General features: G+C 74.2%; 19 protein-coding genes. 12 read left to right on the top strand and 7 right to left on the bottom strand.

The window, feature by feature from the left end:
- Positions 1-40: 40 nt before the first annotated feature.
- Positions 41-1126 (bottom strand): S-(hydroxymethyl)mycothiol dehydrogenase, encoded by a 1086-nt coding sequence (locus AB0O82_RS32245; RefSeq protein ID WP_363587547.1) that lies wholly within the window; start codon positions 1124-1126, stop codon positions 41-43.
- A 656-nt stretch (positions 1127-1782) separates the two neighbouring features.
- Between AB0O82_RS32245 and AB0O82_RS32240 the strand changes: the two genes are divergently transcribed.
- The 3 genes from AB0O82_RS32240 (at position 1783) to AB0O82_RS32230 (ending at position 4577) form a co-directional block, all read left to right on the top strand.
- Positions 1783-3000: a cytochrome P450 gene (locus AB0O82_RS32240; RefSeq protein WP_363587545.1), complete on the top strand. Its 1218-nt coding sequence runs from the start codon at positions 1783-1785 to the stop codon at positions 2998-3000.
- Positions 2997-3260, top strand: coding sequence for a ferredoxin (locus AB0O82_RS32235; RefSeq protein ID WP_363587543.1), 264 nt, complete (start codon positions 2997-2999; stop codon positions 3258-3260). The genes AB0O82_RS32240 and AB0O82_RS32235 overlap by 4 nt, the downstream gene beginning before the upstream one ends.
- Positions 3261-3392: 132 nt before the next feature.
- The gene (locus tag AB0O82_RS32230) at positions 3393-4577 is read left to right on the top strand and encodes an MFS transporter (RefSeq protein WP_363587541.1); all 1185 of its coding nucleotides are present in this window, start codon (positions 3393-3395) and stop codon (positions 4575-4577) included.
- On the opposite strand, the gene AB0O82_RS32225 is transcribed toward AB0O82_RS32230, so the two are convergent.
- The 4 genes from AB0O82_RS32225 to AB0O82_RS32210 form a co-directional block, all read right to left on the bottom strand.
- Complete coding sequence (locus AB0O82_RS32225; RefSeq protein WP_363587539.1) at positions 4558-5463, bottom strand: LysR family transcriptional regulator; 906 nt, start codon at positions 5461-5463, stop codon at positions 4558-4560. The two genes, AB0O82_RS32230 and AB0O82_RS32225, sit on opposite strands and share 20 nt — an antisense overlap.
- A gap of 9 nt (positions 5464-5472) precedes the next feature.
- Positions 5473-6741 (bottom strand): aminoglycoside phosphotransferase family protein, encoded by a 1269-nt coding sequence (locus AB0O82_RS32220; protein ID WP_363587537.1) that lies wholly within the window; start codon positions 6739-6741, stop codon positions 5473-5475.
- Positions 6742-6824: 83 nt separating this feature from the next.
- Positions 6825-7682 (bottom strand): PhzF family phenazine biosynthesis isomerase, encoded by an 858-nt coding sequence (locus AB0O82_RS32215; RefSeq protein ID WP_363587535.1) that lies wholly within the window; start codon positions 7680-7682, stop codon positions 6825-6827.
- A 97-nt stretch (positions 7683-7779) separates the two neighbouring features.
- A complete protein-coding gene (locus AB0O82_RS32210) occupies positions 7780-8877 on the bottom strand; it encodes a DUF5937 family protein (RefSeq protein WP_363587533.1) in 1098 nt (365 codons plus the stop codon).
- 169 nt (positions 8878-9046) lie between these two features.
- Here AB0O82_RS32210 and AB0O82_RS32205 point away from each other — a divergent pair, with 169 nt between their 5' ends.
- From AB0O82_RS32205 to AB0O82_RS32190, 4 genes are all read left to right on the top strand, one after another.
- On the top strand, positions 9047-10327 hold the full coding sequence (locus AB0O82_RS32205; protein ID WP_363587531.1) for an MFS transporter: 1281 nt from the start codon (positions 9047-9049) through the stop codon (positions 10325-10327).
- Positions 10328-10444: 117 nt separating this feature from the next.
- Positions 10445-11248 carry an MBL fold metallo-hydrolase gene (locus AB0O82_RS32200; protein ID WP_363587529.1) on the top strand — a complete coding sequence of 268 codons (804 nt, stop codon included), beginning with the start codon at positions 10445-10447 and terminating at the stop codon, positions 11246-11248.
- 6 nt (positions 11249-11254) lie between these two features.
- Positions 11255-11686: a nuclear transport factor 2 family protein gene (locus tag AB0O82_RS32195; RefSeq protein ID WP_363587527.1), complete on the top strand. Its 432-nt coding sequence runs from the start codon at positions 11255-11257 to the stop codon at positions 11684-11686.
- Between the two features lie 142 nt (positions 11687-11828).
- Positions 11829-13091, top strand: coding sequence for an FAD-dependent oxidoreductase (locus AB0O82_RS32190; protein ID WP_363587525.1), 1263 nt, complete (start codon positions 11829-11831; stop codon positions 13089-13091).
- A gap of 204 nt (positions 13092-13295) precedes the next feature.
- On the opposite strand, the gene AB0O82_RS32185 is transcribed toward AB0O82_RS32190, so the two are convergent.
- On the bottom strand, positions 13296-13733 hold the full coding sequence (locus AB0O82_RS32185) for a hypothetical protein (protein WP_363587523.1): 438 nt from the start codon (positions 13731-13733) through the stop codon (positions 13296-13298).
- A gap of 364 nt (positions 13734-14097) precedes the next feature.
- On the opposite strand from AB0O82_RS32185, the gene AB0O82_RS32180 reads away from it, so the two are divergent.
- Complete coding sequence (locus tag AB0O82_RS32180; protein WP_363587521.1) at positions 14098-14334, top strand: DUF397 domain-containing protein; 237 nt, start codon at positions 14098-14100, stop codon at positions 14332-14334.
- A gap of 145 nt (positions 14335-14479) precedes the next feature.
- A complete protein-coding gene (locus AB0O82_RS32175) occupies positions 14480-14896 on the top strand; it encodes a DUF3592 domain-containing protein (RefSeq protein WP_363587519.1) in 417 nt (138 codons plus the stop codon).
- A 511-nt stretch (positions 14897-15407) separates the two neighbouring features.
- Here AB0O82_RS32175 and AB0O82_RS32170 read toward each other — a convergent pair.
- Positions 15408-15773, bottom strand: coding sequence for a hypothetical protein (locus AB0O82_RS32170; RefSeq protein WP_363587517.1), 366 nt, complete (start codon positions 15771-15773; stop codon positions 15408-15410).
- 141 nt (positions 15774-15914) lie between these two features.
- Between AB0O82_RS32170 and AB0O82_RS32165 the strand changes: the two genes are divergently transcribed.
- From AB0O82_RS32165 to AB0O82_RS32155, 3 genes are read left to right on the top strand one after another with little or no spacing between them, the layout of a single operon-like run.
- Positions 15915-16274 (top strand): hypothetical protein, encoded by a 360-nt coding sequence (locus AB0O82_RS32165; protein WP_363587515.1) that lies wholly within the window; start codon positions 15915-15917, stop codon positions 16272-16274.
- Positions 16271-17293 carry a hypothetical protein gene (locus AB0O82_RS32160; protein WP_363587513.1) on the top strand — a complete coding sequence of 341 codons (1023 nt, stop codon included), beginning with the start codon at positions 16271-16273 and terminating at the stop codon, positions 17291-17293. Before AB0O82_RS32165 ends, AB0O82_RS32160 begins: the two co-directional genes overlap by 4 nt.
- The gene (locus AB0O82_RS32155) at positions 17290-17679 is read left to right on the top strand and encodes a roadblock/LC7 domain-containing protein (RefSeq protein ID WP_063350516.1); all 390 of its coding nucleotides are present in this window, start codon (positions 17290-17292) and stop codon (positions 17677-17679) included. Before AB0O82_RS32160 ends, AB0O82_RS32155 begins: the two co-directional genes overlap by 4 nt.
- Positions 17680-17770: the final 91 nt, after the last annotated feature.

Here is a 17770-nt window from a genome sequence, read left to right as displayed (position 1 = left end):
CCCGATGCGCACCTCTCGATGGTTCGCTCGCTACGCTCGCTCACAGGACCACGACCGAACGGAGCACGTCGCCCTGGTGCATGCGCTCGAACGCCTGCTCCACCGCGTCGAGTTCGATGGTCTCGGTGACGAACGCGCCGAGGTCCAGTCGGCCCTGGAGGTGGAGGTCGATCAGCATCGGGAAGTCCCGCGAGGGCAGGCAGTCGCCGTACCAGGAGGACTTCAGCGCGCCACCGCGGCCGAACACGTCGAGCAGCGGCAGCTCCAGCGTCATCTCCGGCGTGGGCACGCCGACCAGGACGACGGTGCCGGCGAGGTCGCGGGCGTAGAAGGCCTGCTTGTAGGTCTCCGGGCGGCCGACCGCCTCGACCACCACGTCCGCGCCGTTGCCGCCGGTCAGCTCCCGGATCGCCTCGACCGGGTCGGTGCTGCGGGAGTTGACGGTGTGGGTGGCGCCGAGCTTGCGGGCCGTCTCCAGCTTGCGGTCGTCGATGTCGACGGCGATGATCTTCGCCGCGCCCGCCAGCCGCGAGCCCATCACCGCCGCGCCGCCGACGCCGCCGCAGCCGATCACCGCGACCGAGTCGCCGCGGCCGACGCCCCCGGTGTTGATGGCGGCGCCGATGCCCGCCATCACACCGCAGCCCAGCAGGCCGGCGACGGCCGGCGAGACCGCCGGGTCGACCTTGGTGCACTGGCCGGCCGCGACCAGGGTCTTCTCGGCGAACGCGCCGATCCCCAGCGCCGGGGACAGCTCGGTGCCGTCCAGCAGCGTCATCTTCTGCTTGGCGTTGTGGGTGTTGAAGCAGTACTGCGCGCGGCCGCGCCGGCAGGCGCGACACTGGCCGCACACCGCACGCCAGTTGAGGACGACGAAGTCGCCCGGCTCGACCTCGGTGACGCCCTCGCCGACCGACTCGACGACGCCCGCCGCCTCGTGCCCGAGCAGGAACGGGAACTCGTCGTTGATGCCGCCCTCGCGGTAGTGGAGGTCGGTGTGGCAGACCCCGCAGGCCTGGATTTTGACCACCGCCTCGCCCGGCCCCGGGTCCGGCACCACGATCGTGGTCACCTCCACGGGCGCGCCCTTGGCGCGCGCGATGACTGCCTTGACCTGCTGGGCCATCCGATTCCACCTCCGTCGGCCGATGCGGCTCTGCACCGGCGTGACCTGCGACAAACGACTGCCCACGAAGCGTAGCGCCCGTAGCGACGGGCACCGACGGGGCGGGCCCGGTGATCCGGCTCACCGCACCTGCCGCGAGGGCGTCATATGCCGTCGAGATATCCGCCGGGCCCCCGGCGCGGCCCGCAGGACAGGGCGCGCGGGCGGCGCCGAGCGCCCGTCAGCGTGCCTCGAAGTGCCCGGAAAGGAGCGCCGTTGGCTGGAAGTGCCGCTGACGCGCGCGCCACCGCCCACGTACGGTCGTAGCAGAAGCGGTCCACGCGACCACGCTCAGCACATCCGCCCCACCCGACGGTGCGCCACCGCGCGCCGTCCGCGCCGAGGCGTACCGACCGTACGCCGTCGCACGATTCGCGCCATCCCCCGTTCCGGTCCGCGTTCGCCTTCGCTTCCGCCTTCGATCCGCCGTTCGTCCCACCCGATCCGCCGTTCGTCCCGATCTGCCGCCCCACCCGATCCGCCGTTCGTCCCGGTCCGCCGGACCCGGCCCGGGCCGAGCCGCCCGCCGGCCCGCCCCACCCGTCCCCGCACCATCCCGGTTCCACCCCCCGTCGGGCCGTCACGCGCGGCCCCCCGCCCTGGAGTCTGGAGTACGGATGTCCGCCGAGAACAGTGCGACCGGTGCCGGAACCGGCACCGTCCCGCTCATCCCGCTGCACTGCCTGCGCAGCCTGGAGCCCGGCCCGCCCCGGCTCGCCGCGCTGCCCACCGGCACGCCCGTCTGGCTGGTCAGCCGCCACGCGGACGTGCGGCAGGTGCTGACCGACCCGCGCCTGGGCCGCGCCCCGCTGTACGAGCCGGACGCGCCGCCGATCACCGCCATCCCCAACATCCTCGACGACCCGCAGGGCCTGCTGAACATCGACGGCACCGAGCACCAGCGGCTGCGCCGCACCGTGCAGCGGGCCTTCACCCCGCGCGCGATCGCCCGCTGGCGGCCCTGGGTCGCCTCGGTGGTCGAGGCCCTGATCGACGAGCTGATCGACCACGGCTCCCCCGCCGACATCGTGGCCGGCTACACCCGGCCGCTACCGGTCCACGTGATCAGCCGGCTGATGGGGCTGGACAACCTGGACGGCAAGAAGCTCGCGCACTGGAGCGACCACGCGCTCTCCGCCACCGCCTACACGGCCGAGGAGATCGCCACCGCCATGGCCGAGTTCGCCGGCTTCGGCGCCGCCGTGATCGCCGAGCGCCGCGCCGACCCCGGCGAGGACCTGGTCAGCAGCCTGCTCGCGGCCGCCGCCGAGGACGGATCGATCACCGAGCGGCAGCTGGTCACGCTGGTCATCGGCCTCGTCGTGGCCGGCCACGAGACCACCATGACCAGCCTTGGCAACGCGCTCGTCTACCTGCTCGCCGACGGCCGCGAGGCCTGGCAGCGGCTCGCCGCCGACGAGGCCAGCGCGACCGCCGCGACCGAGCAGATCCTGCGCGCCGTCCCGCTCGGCGACGCCAAGCACCTGCCCGGCCTGCTGCGCCGCACCATCGAGGACGTCGAGATCGGCGGGGTGGTCATCCCGGCCGGCAGCGTCGTCGCCGCCGACACCGGCGCCGCCAACCACGACCCGTCGGTCTTCACCGGGGACCTGCTCACCGAGCTGTTCTCCCCGCTGGCCGCGCCGATGCTGACCTTCGGGGCCGGGCCGCACCACTGCCTGGGCGCCTGGCTGGCCCGGATGGAGCTCGAACTCGCCCTGCACCGCCTGGCCCGCCGGCTGCCCTCGCTGCGCCTGACCGGGCCCGTCGAGGAGATCGACTGGCGGAAGGGCCTGCTCACCCGCAGCCCCGAGACCCTCCAGGTCGCCTGGTGACGGCCACCCCGGGGACGGGCGCCGACGCGGTGGTCGTGCGGGTCGACCGGGACCGCTGCATCGGCTCCGGGATGTGCGCCCTGAGCGCCCCCGGCTCGCTGGCACTCGGCGCCGACGGGCTGGCCGAGCCGGTGGCCGACTACGCGGCCGACGGTGCCGAGCTGACGGAGGCACTGGCCGACGCGGTCGACTTCTGCCCGGTCGAGGCGCTGACCCTCTACTCGGCCGCGGGCGGCTACCGGATCGCCCCGCCGGAGTGACCGCGCCCCGGCGCCGCCTGCCGCACCACGGCCGGCGGCGCCGGGGGCATCCCTGGATCGATGAGCCAGGCTAATCGACGGATGAGCTCATCGATCTTGTTCCGCCCTCGGCGCGGCTGATGGGCTGGCTCCATGACCGACGCCGACACCCTCGCGCCCCCGACCGCCCCCGGCAGCCCGCCCCGCTGGGCACCGATCACCGCCGTGGCCCTCGCCACCTTCACCGTGGTCTCCGCCGAGATGATGCCCGTGGGGCTGCTGACCCCCGTCTCGAAGACCCTCGGCGTCTCCGACGGCGTCACCGGGCTCTCCCTGACCATCACCGGGCTCCTCGCCGCCGCCCTGTCCCCGTTCGTTCCCGCGCTCATCGGGCTCCGGGACCGCAAGCACGTGCTGGTCGCCTTCATGCTGCTGCTGTCGCTGGCCAACGCGCTCACCGCGCTCGCCCCCGACTACCCCGTGCTGGCCGTCGGCCGTGTCCTGCTCGGCCTCGCGATGGGCGTCGTGTGGGGCATCACCGCGGGGCTGGGCCCACGCCTCGCCGACGGGCCGCGGATCGCGCTCGCCACCACGCTGATCTTCTCCGGCGTCTCCATCGCCTCGGTGCTCGGCGTCCCCCTGGGCACCTACCTCGCGGCGCTGCTCGGCTGGCGCTCCGCGTTCTGGGCCCTCGCCCTGCTCGGCGCGGTGTCCGCCGCCGTCCTCGCCCGCACGCTCCCCGCCCTCCCCGTCCACGAGCGCGGCCGGCTCGACCGGATCGCGGACGCGCTGCGCAGCCGGGGAGTCGCCGCCGGACTCGCCGTCACCGCGCTGGTCGTGCTCGGCCACTTCACCGGCTACACGTACGTACGGCCGGTGCTCGAACTCGACGCGGGCCTGAGCAGCGGCGTCATCGCCGCCTGCCTGCTGGTCTACGGACTGGCCGGCGTCGCCGGGAACTTCACCCTCGGCCCGGCGGCCGGCCGGCGCCCCAAGGCGGCCGTGACCACCGCCCTCGCGGGCGTCGCGCTCGCCACCGCCCTCCTGCCGCTCCTCACCGGGAGCGTGGTGGCGGTGCTGATCGCGCTCGTCGTCTGGGGCGCCTCGTACGGCGGGGTCTCGATCTCCACCCAGACCTGGGTCCGGATCGCCGACCCCACCCGGATCGAGGCCTCGGCGGCGCTGTGGGCGGGCGTGTTCAACGCGAGCATCGCGCTGGGCTCGTTCGCCGGCGGCCTGGTCATCGACCGGGCCGGGACCCACGCCGTGCTCCTCACGGCGTCGCTGATCACGGCGGCCGGACTGCTGCTCGCCGCCGTCACGCGCCCACGGCGGTGAGCGCCCGCACGAAGGCCCCGGCCAGCGGGTGCGGCGGCCGCTCGCCCTGCACCACCAGCAGCGTGGACGGCTCCAGGCCCGGCACCGGCAGATAGCGGATGTCCGGCCGCTGGACGTACGCCGTGCTCGCCTCGCACAGCAGCAGCCCCAGGCGGGTGCTGGCCACCGTCGACAGCCCCTCCTGGAGCGTGGCCGCGCCCGCCGGGTAGGCCAGCTCCCGCCCGTCCGGCGTCCGCCGCGGGGCGTTCGCCCGGCGCCAGTAGTCCGGGGCGGGCCCACGCGGTTCGATCAGCGCCAGCCCGGCCAGTTCGTCCGCCGAGACGCTCGCCGCCCCGGCCAGGCGGTGCCCGGCGGAGAGGGCGACGTACATCGGCTGCCGCGAGAACTCCAGCAGCACCCGCAGGCCGTCCTCCCGGCACGGGGACAGCACGATGGCCAGGTCGACCTCGCCCCGGCCCAGGTGGGAGAACGGATCGCCCCAGGACAGTTCGACGAGCTGGGCCGCCCCCTCCGCAAGGCCCGCGATCGCCCTGGCCACCGGCTCGTACACGGCGCACTGGAACCCCAGGCGCAGCGGCCGGTCCGTCGAGGCGGCCCGGGCGCGGGCCGCCTCGAAGCCCTCCCGGAGCCGGTCGACGGCGGGCACCACCTGCTCGGCCAGCTCGCGCCCCAGCTCGGTCAACTCGACCCGCCGGCTGGTGCGTTCGAACACCGGGGCGCCGACCCGGCCCTCCAGCCGCTTGATCAGCTGGGAGACCCGGCCCTGCGAGACGCCCAGGAGCTGCGCCGTCCGCCCGAAGTGCAACTGGCGCACCAGGACGGAGAAGCACTCCAGTTCCTGGAGCGGCAGCTCCGGGAGCACGGGGCCTGGCGTCGTCCGATCCACCCCGGCAGTCTAGGTGTTCCGACCTGTGAGGTCGGGAACGCCGCAGGCCAGTGCCGCGCGCAGCTCGGCGGCCGGGTCGCCCGCGTGGTACGGGCGTTCGCTCTCCTCGATGTGGTCCAGGAACTCCTGGTAGCGCAGCGCGTAGGACAGGTGGTACAGCGGCTCGACCAGCTCCAGCGCGCGCCACGGCCGGGATCCGGGCGCGTGCTCGCTCCAGGCCTTCAGCCAGACCTCGACGAGGTGCTGCCAGCGCTCCGGCGCGAGGTAGGCGCGCGGGCGCAGCCCGTCCAGGGCGGGGTGGCCGAGGCAGGAGTCGGCGTAGTCGACGACCACCGGACGCTCGCCGTCGGAGCGCCAGTTGCCGGGGTGGAAGTCGCCGTGCACCAGGGTCTCGGGGAGGCCGCAGGCCGCCAACTCCTCCAGCAGCGCAGGCAGTTCGGCGACCAGTCGGCGGACGTCGGCCAGTTCCCCGGGCGTCAGGTCGGTCTCGCCGGGGAGCCGGTCGAGCAGCGCCTGCGCCTGGGCGAGCAGGGTGCGGGGCGTCCGGTCGCGCAGCCCGACCTTCGCCGCGCGCCCGTCGGCGGCCAGCGCCGCCTGGGCGGCGACCAGCCGGGGCACCACCTCCTCGACAGTGTCGAGGGACGGCGACCAGCAGTCCTCGCCGGGCACGTGGTCCAGCAGCAGCCGCCCGCCCGCCGGGTCGGCGGCCAGCACCGGCGGCACGAGGCCCGGGTCGACGCCGCCGAGCAGCGCGATCACCTCGCCCTCCCGGGCGTTGAAGGCGGGCGTCGTGGTCTTCAGCCAGGCGTCACGGCCGGTGGCCGTCGGGAGGCGGAGGAGGCCCGACAGGTTCCAGGTCCGGATCTGCCGCGCCGGGCCGGCGACCGGACGGCCCGCCCCGGCCAGCTCCGCCTCCGCCCAGGCCAGCGCCTCCCCCAGCCCGGCCGACGTGGCCCAGGCCGCGCGGCGCTCGGTGGGGCCGAGCAGCGCGGCCGTCCCGGCGTCCAGCGGCCGGGCCTCGACGGCTGTCGGCCGCTCCAGCGCCTCGGCGTGGTACCACACCTGCCCACCGTGCCCGCCGCGCCCGCCCTGCTCGCCCCGCCCCTCCACCAGCCGCAGCACCAGCACCGGCACCCCGGCGAGTTCGGCCGTCCGCGCCCCCACCCCGTCCACCGACGACCACCACCCGCCCGCCGCCTGGAACGGGCCCACGGGGCCGAAGTACTCGGCCCCGTGGGTGAGATGGACCGTGACGGTGCGTTCGCTCGCTCGCTGCATCCGGGCAGCTTCGCCCACCCGGGCCCGGTACGCGAGCGAATTTCCGGACGCCTCGGGCCGGGACCGGGCCGATCGCGTTCGCGCTACGGGATCGCCACCGCCGCGCCGGACACCCGGATCCGGCTGTCCGCCGTCCGCAGTTCCACGTGGAGCACGCCCGGGCGGCCCAGGTCCTCGCCCTGGTGGAGGGTCAGCACCGCCGGGGCCGCCGCCGCGCCCTGCTCCCGCAGGTAGGCGCCGAAGGCGGCCGCGGCGGCGCCGGTGGCCGGGTCCTCGACGACGCCGCCGACCGGGAAGGGGTTGCGGACGTGGAAGACGTCCGCGGCCTCGCGCCAGACGAGTTGGAGGGTCACCAGGTCGCGGGCCCGGGTGTAGGCGGCGAGGCCGTCGAAGTCGTAGTCGAGGCGGGCCAGGCGGTCACGGGTGGCGGCGGCGAGGACGAGGTGGCGGGCGCCGGCGTAGGCGATCCGGGGCGGCAGGGTCGGGTCCAGGTCGGTGCGGGCCCAGCCGAGCAGGGCGAGGACTTCCTCGACGTCGGCCTCGGTCACGTCCTCCACCTGCGGCTCGACACTGGTCAGGGTGGCGCGCAGCACGCCCTCCGCGTCCTGGTCGACCTGGACGGGGACTTCGCCCGCGGCCGTCGTGAAGACGTACTGCCCGGGGCCGGTGCGGGCGGCGAGCGCAACGGCGGAGGCGACCGTGGCGTGGCCGCAGAACGGCACCTCGGTGAGCGGGCTGAAGTACCGGACTCCGTAGGCGCCTTCGGTCGCTCCCGCGGTCAGGAAGGCCGTCTCGGAGTAGCCGAGCTCGGCGGCGATGGCGAGCATCCGCTCGTCGGTCAGGCCTGCGGCGTCGAGTACGACGCCCGCCGGGTTGCCGCCCTCGGGGCGGGTGGTGAAGGCGGCGTAGCGCAGGATGCGGGGTGAGGCGTCGTCGGTCATGCCCGGACGAACGCGTTCCGCTCCCCCGCTGTTCCCGCTCACCTGTTCCCGCTCACCCGTTGCCGGTCCGCCGGCCCGCCGGTCACCACGACACCGGTCACCGCAGCAACGCCTCCAGGAAGTCCGAGCCGAGCCGGGCGCTGCCGGACAGGTCGAGCTGGTAGAGCATGTACCGCCCGCGCCGCTGGGTGATGAGCAGCCCCGCCTTGCGCAGGACGGCCAGGTGCCGGGACACCTCCGGCGCGCTGAGCTGCCAGGTGGAGGCGAGTTCGCCGGTGGTGTGCGCGCCGCGGGCCATGGTGCGGGCCAGGCGCAGCCGGACGGGGTGGGCGAGGGCTTCCAGCCGCTGCTGGACGAGGGCCAGCGAGACGGGTTCGGGGATGCCCGCCTCGGCGACGGGGTACTGGAGGACGGGACGCCAGCCGGGGGTGTACACCACCACGAGGTGGGGCCGGCCGAAGGCGGTGGGGATGAGGGTGACGCCGCCGCCCTCGGTGCCGCTGGTGGCGTTGTCCTGGAGCTTGTCGATGACGATCCGCCGCCGCCCGTCGGCGCTCTGGTCGAGGGTGACGGAGGGTGAGACCGCGGCCAGCGCCTCGGCGGGGCCGCGCCGGGCCAGCAGATCGGCCTTGCGCCGGGCGTCGGCGGCGAGGGCGGGCAGGACGCGCTGCCAGGCGTCGGCGAAGAACGCGGACTCGCAGTCCTCCAGCATCCGCCGGACGAGGGCCCGCACGGCGGGCGGGTCGGCGAGCAGCCGGTCCGCGAAGGCGGCCTGCCGGGGGCCCCGGGCGAGCGCGAGTTCGCGGGCCCGTTCGTTGGCCACCGGGTCGGTGAGCGGGGAGGGCGCCCGGCGGGCCGGCCGGGAGGCGCCGCAGGTGGTGACGAGGGCGGCGGCGACGTACAGCTCGTCGTCCATCCGGTCGACGGCGTCGAGCTCGGCGGCCAGGGTGGCGCCGGGCAGGCCGGGGACGAGGAAGTCGGCACGGGAGGAGCGCCAGAGGAAGTCGGCCTCCAGCAGCCGCTCGGACAGCTCCGGCGGGATCGTCGCGGCGGTGCTGGACGCCCAGCCGTGCAGCGCGGGGTGGTGCGCGGGCTCGGCGAGGACGTCCAGCATCGCGGTCAGCTCGCCCAGCGGGGACGGTGTGAAGAGCAGGCGCTCGTCCGGCAGGCCGGTGATGTCGATGGTCACGCTCATGCGCCCGCCGTGCTCCTCCCGGCAGGGGCGTTCGCCCACCCGCGCCTCTCGATGATCGGTTCGCTCACGACGGCGATCCTGCCACCCGCCCGGATCCGCTCCCGCGTCGATTGACGGTTAGCGTCAATCGACGTGCCCGGCGGGCCGGGCAGGGCGGACGGTACCGGCCATGAGCCTGATCCAGGAGAAGTCCGTCCATGACCACGCCGCCGTCCGCGACGGCGTGCCGCCGGCCCCGCCGATCGGTGCGAGCCGCGGGGGCCCGTCCACGCTGCTGCGGCTGCTGACCGCAGCGGGCGGGCCCCGGTACGCGGCCGCGCTGGTGGTGGACGCGGTGGGCTCCGGCCTGCTGCGGCCGTTCCTGCTGCTGTACGGGATCGGGGTGCTGCACCTGGGCGCGGCGGCGGCGGGGCTGACGATGTCGGCGGGGATGGTGGCGGGCCTGCTGGTGGTGCCGCTGACCGGCCGGTGGATCGACCGCGGCGCCCGGACCCTGCCGGCGGCGGCCACGTTGGCGGTGCGGGCGGCGGGCGCGCTGGCGCTGCTGGTCTCGGACGGCCTGCCGGGGTTCGTGGCGGCGTCGGTGCTGATCGGGGTGGGCAGCCAGTCCTGGCCGACCACGCACGCGGCGGTGGTCAGCACGCTGACCGAGGGCCGCCTGCGGGACGCCGCGCTGGCGGCCGGGCGGTCGCTGCGCAACGCGGGACTGGGCGCGGGGGCGCTGCTGGCCACGCTGGTGGTGACCGGCGGGGCGGGCGCGATCCGGGTGCTGGCCGGGGTGACGGGCGCGGCCTGCCTGGCCGCCGCCGCGCTGGTGCTGTCGCTGCGGGTGCGCGCGCCGCAGCGGGCCGCCGACCGGGCGGTGGACGTGCGGGAGCAGGGCGAGTCGCTGCGGCGGATCAGCCTGCTGAGCCTCGCCAACCTGCCGTACGCGTTCTGCTTCGACGTGCTGGAGGTGGCGCTGCCGGCGCTGCTGGTGCTGCACCTGCACGCCTCCCCGGCGTGGTCGTCGGGCGTGTTCGTGGGCAACACGGTGCTGGTGATCGCGCTGCAGCTGGTGCTGGTGCTGCGGCTCGCGGACCGTTCGCGGCGGGCGGTGCTGGCCGCCTCGGGGGTGACGCTGGCCCTGGCCTACCTGGGGTACTGGGCGGTCGGGTCGCTGGGCGGCACGGCGGGCGCGGCGGGCGTCGCGGCGGTCTCGGTGGTGTTCACGCTGGGCGAGATCCTCTACACCGGTGCGGGGACGGCCCTGGTGACGGCCGCCGCCCCGCCGCACCTGCTGGGGCGGGCGCTGGCGCGCTGGGAGCTGTCCTCGGGCGTGGGCCGGGCGGCGGCGCCGGCGGCGCTGATGGCGCTGCTCGCGGCCGGTCCGGGGGTGCTGTGGCCGGTGCTGGCCGGGGCGACCCTGCTGGGGGCGCTCGCGGTGCTGCGACTGGCCCCGAGGACCTGACGCCCACGGCGCGGGTCGGATCGGGCCCGGCCCCGCCCCTCCTCCGGATGCGGAGCGCACCCGCAAGGCCGATGCTGGCCGCGAGGCGTGCCCGGCAGCAGGAAGGACAACAGACCCATGAGTGCTCTCGACTTCGAGATCATCGACAGCCCCGACAGCTCGCTCAACAAGACCTCCGTCCTGGTCACCGGCCCGAAGGACGCCCTGCTGGTGGACGCCGGGTTCACCCGCTCCGACGGCCGCCGGCTGGTGGAGCGGATCCGCGCCGCCGGCAAGCGGCTGGCCGCGGTCTTCGTCAGCCACGGGGACCCGGACTTCTACTTCGGCGCCCAGGAGGTCCAGGACGCCTTCCCCCAGGCACGGTTCCTGGCCACCGCCTCCACCGTCGAGCACATCCAGGAGACGTTCGAGGGCAAGCTCAAGGCCTGGGCCCACCTCGGCCCGGAGCTGCCCACCCGGCTGGTCCGGCCCGAGCTGCTGCACGGGGACGAACTCGTCTTCGAGGGGCACCGGTTCGAGCTGCGCGGCGCCGACTTCCACCTGCCCGACCGGCACTACCTCTGGCAGCACCACCACCGCGCCGTGCTCGGCGGCGTGCTGCTCTTCGAGGGCCTGCACGTGTGGACGGCCGACACCCCCGAACCGGCCCAACGCGCCGCCTGGATCGACCTGTTGGACGGGATCGAGGCACTCGAACCGGAGTTCGTCGCGGCCGGCCACCGCACCGCCGGCGCGGCCACCGACCTCACCTCCGTCCGTCACACCCGGGACTACCTGCGCGCCTTCGAGACCGAGATCGGCCGGGCCCCGGACGCGACCGCCGCGAAGGAGGCGCTGGAACGGCGCTTCCCCGACCTGGGGCTGAAGATCGCCGTCGACCTCGGCACCAAGGTCGCCATGGGCGAGATGGCCTGGGGCTGAGCGACGATGATCGAGATCCCGAGGGACACCGCCTCGTTCGCCGAGTCCTCCGCCCCGGCCGACGTGGTCCGCCGCCAGTACCTGGCCTCCGCCCACGGCGACCTGGCCGCGCTGCGCGCCACGCTCGCCGACGACGTGGAGTGGACCGAGATGGCCGGCTTCCCGCTGGCCGGCACCTACCGCACCCCGAAGGGCGTCACCGCCAACGTCATGGAGCGCCTGGCCGCCGCCTGGGAGAACTGGACGGCGCACGACGACACCTACGTGGTCGACGGCGAGAACGTGGTGGTGCTGGCCCGCTACACGGCCGTCCACAAGATCACCGGAAAGCCGCTCGCGGTGCGGGTCGCCCACCACTTCACGGTGCGCGGCGGCCGGATCGTCCGCTTCGAGCAGTTCGCCGACACCGCGCTGGTCCGGGAGGCCATGACCCCGTAGCGAATTCCTTGACCGCGCCCGTAGCGGTTCGCGTTCACCCGTAAGGGGGAGCATGGCGCGGCGCGCCCGGCACGCCCTCGACACGCCACCCGGACGGCGGCAGGCTGGCCCCTGATTCCGGCCGGAGAGCGAGGAGTTCAGCATGGGCACGGGCACGGCGGGAACGGCGGAGGACGGCGGGCGCGAGCGGCCGATCGTGATCGTCGGGGCGTCCCTGGGCGGCGCGAAGGCCGCCCAGGCGCTGCGCGAGGCCGGGTACCGGGGCGGCATCGTCCTGATCGGCGACGAACACGAGCGCCCGTACGAGCGGCCGCCGCTGTCGAAGGGGTACCTGCTCGGCAAGACGCCCCGGGAGAAGATCTACGTCCACCCGCCGCAGTGGTACGGGGAGCAGGACGTCACGCTGCGGCTGGGCACGGCGGTGGCCGCGATCGACCCGGCCGGACACACCGTGACGCTCACCGACGACGGCCGGATCGAGTACGCCAAGCTGCTGCTCACCACCGGCTCGACCCCGCGCCGGCTGCCGGTGCCGGGCGCGGACCAGGACGGCGTGCTCTACCTGCGCCGGGTCGAGGACAGCGACCGGATCAAGGCCGTGCTGCGCCCGGGCGCGCGGGTCGCGGTGATCGGCGCGGGCTGGATCGGCCTGGAGGTGGCGGCCGCCGCCCGGGAGGCCGGCGCCGAGGTGACGGTGCTGGAGGCCGCCGAACTGCCGCTGCTGCGGGTGCTGGGCCGGGAGGTGGCGCAGGTCTTCGCCGATCTGCACCGCGACCACGGCGTCCAGCTGCGGTTCGGCGTCGAGGTCACCGAACTGACCGGCTCCGGCGGCGCGGTGAGCGGCGTGCGGCTGGGCGACGGCACGACGGTGCCGGCCGACGCGGTGGTGGTCGGCATCGGCATCACCCCGGCGACCGGCCTGGCCGAGGCCGCCGGGCTGGAGATCGACAACGGCGTCAAGACCGACCAGCAGCTGCGCACTTCCGACCCGGACGTCTACGCGTCCGGCGACGTCGCCAACGCCTACCACCCGCTGTTCGACACGCACCTGCGGGTCGAACACTGGGCCAACGCCGTCAACCAGCCGCAGACCGCCGCCCGCGCGATGCTCGGGCACCCGGACGCGGTGTACGACCGGATCCCGTACTTCTTCAGCGACCAGTACGACCTCGGCCTGGAGTACGTCGGCTACGTCGAACCGGACGGCTACGACCAGGTGGTGTTCCGGGGCGACCCGGCCACCCGCGAGTTCATCGCCTTCTGGCTGGCCGACGGCCGGGTGCTGGCGGGGATGAACGTCAACGTCTGGGACGTCACCGACCCGATCCGCGAACTGGTGCGCTCCAGGCGGGTGGTGGACCCGAAGGCGCTGGCCGACCCGGACACCCCGCTCGGCGACGTCTGACGTACGCGCGCTGCCCTGGGACCCCGCCACCCCTTTCCGGAGTGGCGGGGTCTCCTGGCCGACCGCTCCCTGATGAAGCTGTTGAAAGCACGCCCGGCCTGTACCAGTTCGACCTGATCGACACTTACCGGCGATCCGGAGTGAGTCGGGCAGCCAGAGCAGGATCTTCAAGAGGCTTCCAGGGATCCGGCCAATGGCTTCGGGTCAGGTCCGCTTGCGGCTCGCGATCTCGTCAGCGAGCTGCTGCACGTGGACGGGGTCCGCGTCCCGGGCAAGGGCGACGTAGTGGTCCATGACGGCCGGCCGGTAGCGCACGGGAAACGTCTGTCCTGGGGCGAGTCGGGTGAGCTCGGTGATCGTGAGGCCTTCGTCCGCGATACCGCGGAACGAGATGCCGTCGGCGGTCTCCACGTCGAGCATCAGGACCACGCGCGGACTGCTGTTGACCTCCCGCCAGTCGACGAGAACGCCGAGCGCAAGCGCCCCCGTACGCAGTTCCGCGTTGCGCTTCCGTGCATCACTGCTCAGGAACGGGTTCGGGGCGACGCCCGGGAAGTCGGGCCCGACACCGAGCGATTCCCGACTCAGGTCGGGCCTGAGCTGCGCCATCAGATCGTTGAGCTTCTTCTGCGAACCGAACATCCTGGCCCTCCCTCACACCGGTGCCGGAATCTCGGCCTGGCGCTTCGTATTCACTGCGATGGTATGTCGCGGCCATTCCCGACCTCCGGCGCATCGCCCCGTCCCGATGGGGTCGCCGTCTGCGGTCGCGGAGGGACTCGGTCGGTGCACCTGTCTGTCGGACGAGCCACGTCCACACGCCGACAGGAGGACCAAGCCGTGATCGATACTGACCCCAACCGCGCGTCCCGGGCAAGACCGTACGGTGCCGCGATCCTGTGCGGAGCGGCCGTCACGCTGATCAACTTCTTCTGGACCGTCGGCCAGTGAACATCAACGCACAGAGCTCGACGATCCCGTCGTAGGCCACCCTGGTCTCATCCTGGTGTTTCAACACAGGCAGGAAACCAAGAGAGGATCTACCGCGACCACCGAGCCTCAGCGGTTCAAGTCTTCGTACAGCGACAACGGCGGCGCTTGCGTAGAGGTGGCCGCCAACGTCCCCGGTGTTGTCCCCGTCCGCGACTCGAAGGACCCCGAGGGCCCGGCCCTCGCCTTCTCCCCCGATGGCTTCGCGGCCTTCGTTGCCGCCGTCCGTACCGGCGAGTTCGGCGACGTCTGACGTACGCGCGATGCCCTGAGGGCCCCGTCACCCCTTTTTCCGGAGTGGCGGGGCTCCGCCGTGAACTGGGCGGGTTCCAGGCGTCAGGAGTCCCTGCGGTCGGCAATACTGGGGTGTCCGGGGGCGATTCGGACAGGGAGGCGCGGTGGGCGGGACGGCCGGATTCGCCGTGGTGGTGTTCGGCGGCCTGGGCGGCGTGGTCGCCTACCTCGCCGGGGTGGTCGGCCTACGCGACCTCCGGCGGCTGCGCCGGGTCGGCGTCCCGGCCCTGGCCCTGGTGCGCGCCCGCGTCCCCGCCCCGGAGGACCGCGCGCTGCCGCCGCGCCCGCTGCTGCAGTTCGAGACCGAGGACGGCCGGGTGGTGGAGGTCTTCTCCCCCGTCCCGTCCACCCCGCGCCACCCGCTGCCGGACGGCGGCCACGTGCAGGTCCGCTACGACCCGGCCGACCCCCGGCAGGTCCTGGTGGAAGGCCGCGAGCGCAGACCCCTGGAGTACGGCTTCGTGGCGCTCGGGCTGCTGATGGTGCTGGCCGCGATCACACTGGCGGTCGCCGTCCTGTGAGGCTGCCCGCCTGAATCGTCTTCGAGAACGAGGCCGGGTTCGCGATGACGCCGCCGCGCGCCCGCACCTGGGGCCAGCGCGGACACACACCCGTCGTCCGCGTCCGGGGACGCTCCCGCCGCCGGATCTCGGCGGCGCGCCTTCGTGCCGCGCGCGGCGTGGTCGAGCCGATTCCGCGGCACCGCCGAAACACCGGCGCTCCGGCGGTTCGACCACGGTATTCCGGCGCTCCGGCGCCGGCCGGAACAGCCGGGGCGAATATGACGCGCAGTCATCGGAAAGTCACGCATTTTCATGGTCGGCGCACACCGGCGATATTCGAGGCCCGATTCCCACGGACGGATCTCCGTAGCCGGTTCGTCACGTCCCGCATTCGCTCCGCCCGGAATTCCACGCGCGACACGCGGCCCGCGCGGGCCCTCCGGGCGGGCCTTCGGGCAGTCCTTCAGGCAGGGCTTCCGCGCAGGCCTTCCGGACGGGGCGCGGACACCCTGGCCGTCGGCCGCCTCGGCTAGACGTCGAGAGCGGCCTCGATGCGCTTGAGACCGTGCCGGGCGAGCGCGAGGTTGGCGCGCGAGCGGTCCAGCGCCAGGTAGAGGAAGAGCGAGCCGTGACTGCGGGTCAGCGGGCGGATCAGGTGGTACTGGGTGCCGAGGGTGATCAGGATGTCCTCGATGACATCGTCGATCGACAGCGCGGCCAAGGCGCGTATCTTCGCACGAACGACCTCGGTGTTGGCGGCGGCCGCAATCTCCAGGTCGAGCTGCTGCCCCCCGCCGAGGAACCCGAGCGACATGCCGCTATCGTAGTCGGCCACAGCCACTCCGATGGCCCCCTCGATGGCCATCGCGTCCTTGAGTGCGTCGTCAATGTTCATGCGCTGTTCGTCCTTTGCGTGACTTCCGGGCAGAACTCCCGTGTGCAGGAACAAAATAGCAAGAAGTCACCGGTTGTGGTCGCCTCGTGAAAATGATGGAATAAAGTACGCTACCGGGGTTCAGAACGTGAAGGGGTACTGGTGCGCGCACTCGAAGCTTCCCTCTCCGATGTGCTCGGCTCCCCCGGAGTGGTCGGTGCCGCGCTCGTCGACGCCGTCACAGGTCTCAGCTACCAGTCCGCCGGGGACCACCGGCTGCTCGGGACCGGGGCCGAACTCGCCGAGCTGACCAACCTGATCGGCGAGCGGCTGTACGAGGCAGGGGCGGAGAGCGAGTTGGAGAGCCTGGTGGTCACCAGCACCCGCCATCACCAGGTCGTCCAGGTGGTGTCCCGGAAGGGCGACCCCCTGCTGCTGGCCACCGTGCTGGACCGGGAACGGACCAACCTGGCGCTGGCCGTCCGCCAGACCGCCGACCGCGCGCAGGACTTGCTGGCATGACCGACCCGTCCCACGACACGGCGCCGCCCGCCATCCCCGCAGCTCCCACGACGCCGGCTCCGCCCACCGCGCGCAACGTGCCCGCGCTGCTGCTCGCGCTGCGCCGGACGGAGTTCACCGGCTCGGTCACCGTCTCCAGCGCACCGGGCGGCACGATCCACCTGGAGCAGGGTCTGGTCACCGCGATCGAGACCCCCGGGGCCCCGACCGCCGCGACCCTGCTGCTGAAGTCCCGGCGCGTCGGCGAGGAGGAGTGGGCGTCCGCCGAGGTGGCCGCGTCCGTCGGCCGACCGACCGACGCTCCCCCGACCTGGGGCGGCGACCTCGGCGCGGCCCTGGTGGCTCAGGGGTCGATCGGCGCCGCCGAGCTCGAAGCCGTCTGCGCCGCCGCCGCCTTCGACGGGGCCTTCGCCCTGGTGCTGAGCCCGCCCGGCAGTTGGGAGACGGCCGAGGCTGCGCCGCCTGCCAGGATCGCGCTGCGCCCGGGCATCGAGCCGGAGCGGCTCTTCACGGAGACCGCCCGGCGGACAGCCCTGCTGACCCGCCTCTGGGGACCGCCCGGCGAACTGGCCCGCATCCGGATCCGTCCTGCCGCCCGGGCCGAATCCGGCGCGCTGCGGATCCCGGTCCGCTACCGGGAGATCCTGGCCGCCGCCACCGGCCGCCGCACCGCGCGCGACCTCGGCTTCGCCCTGGGACGCGGTGTGTTCGCGGTACTCCTCGACGTCGTACGGATGGACGCCCGGCACCTGCTCCACCGGGAACCGGCGCACCCGGCTCCCCTGGCACCGAGCGTGGCCCCGCGCATAGCGACGAGCGAACCGCCGCCGGCCGACACCGGGCCGCTGCCGCGCCGCGTCCGCAGCGGACGCGGCGCGGGTGGTCCGGGCGGCCCCGGCGGCCGGCCCGCCCGATCCGAGGGAGCGGCGGCGGCTTCCGACGGCCCACCGAACGCACACCGCGCCGAGCACACCGCGCGTACCGAGACGACCGAGCAGAGTGAGAAGAGCGCACCATGAGCAGCCAGACACCGACCGCCGTACTGGTCGACGAGTTGAAGTCCCTCCGCGACCGGGTCATGGGCATCTCGGAGAGTGTCATCTCCACCACCGACGGCCTGTTGGTGGCCGCCGACACGGCCGCCGTCCACCCCGAGTCGGCCGCCGCCCTGTCGGCCGCCATGCTCGGCCTCGGCCGGCGCACCGCGGCCGAGGTCGGCGTGGGCGGCCTGCGTGACGTGGTCACCCGCTGCAACAGCGGCTACGTCGTGGTGCTGGCGATCGGGGAGCAGGCGCTGCTGATGATCCTGGGAGACGAGGGCCTCGACGTCGCCGGCCTGCACCGCGAGTCGCCCGCCACGGTCCGCCGCCTGAGCGAGCTGCTCGGGATGGTCCCCGCGGTCTAGGGCGTGTTTCATAATTCCCGCCGGGCGCGCGACGCCGGGCATCCCGCCTGGACGCACCGGCGAAACGTCCAAGTACGGCCCAGTACGAGGA

Source organism: Kitasatospora sp. NPDC088264, assembly GCF_040685715.1.
Classification (GTDB): domain Bacteria; phylum Actinomycetota; class Actinomycetes; order Streptomycetales; family Streptomycetaceae; genus Kitasatospora.
Note: the sequence above shows the minus strand (reverse complement) of the source record. Positions and strands in the feature narration are given on the sequence as shown.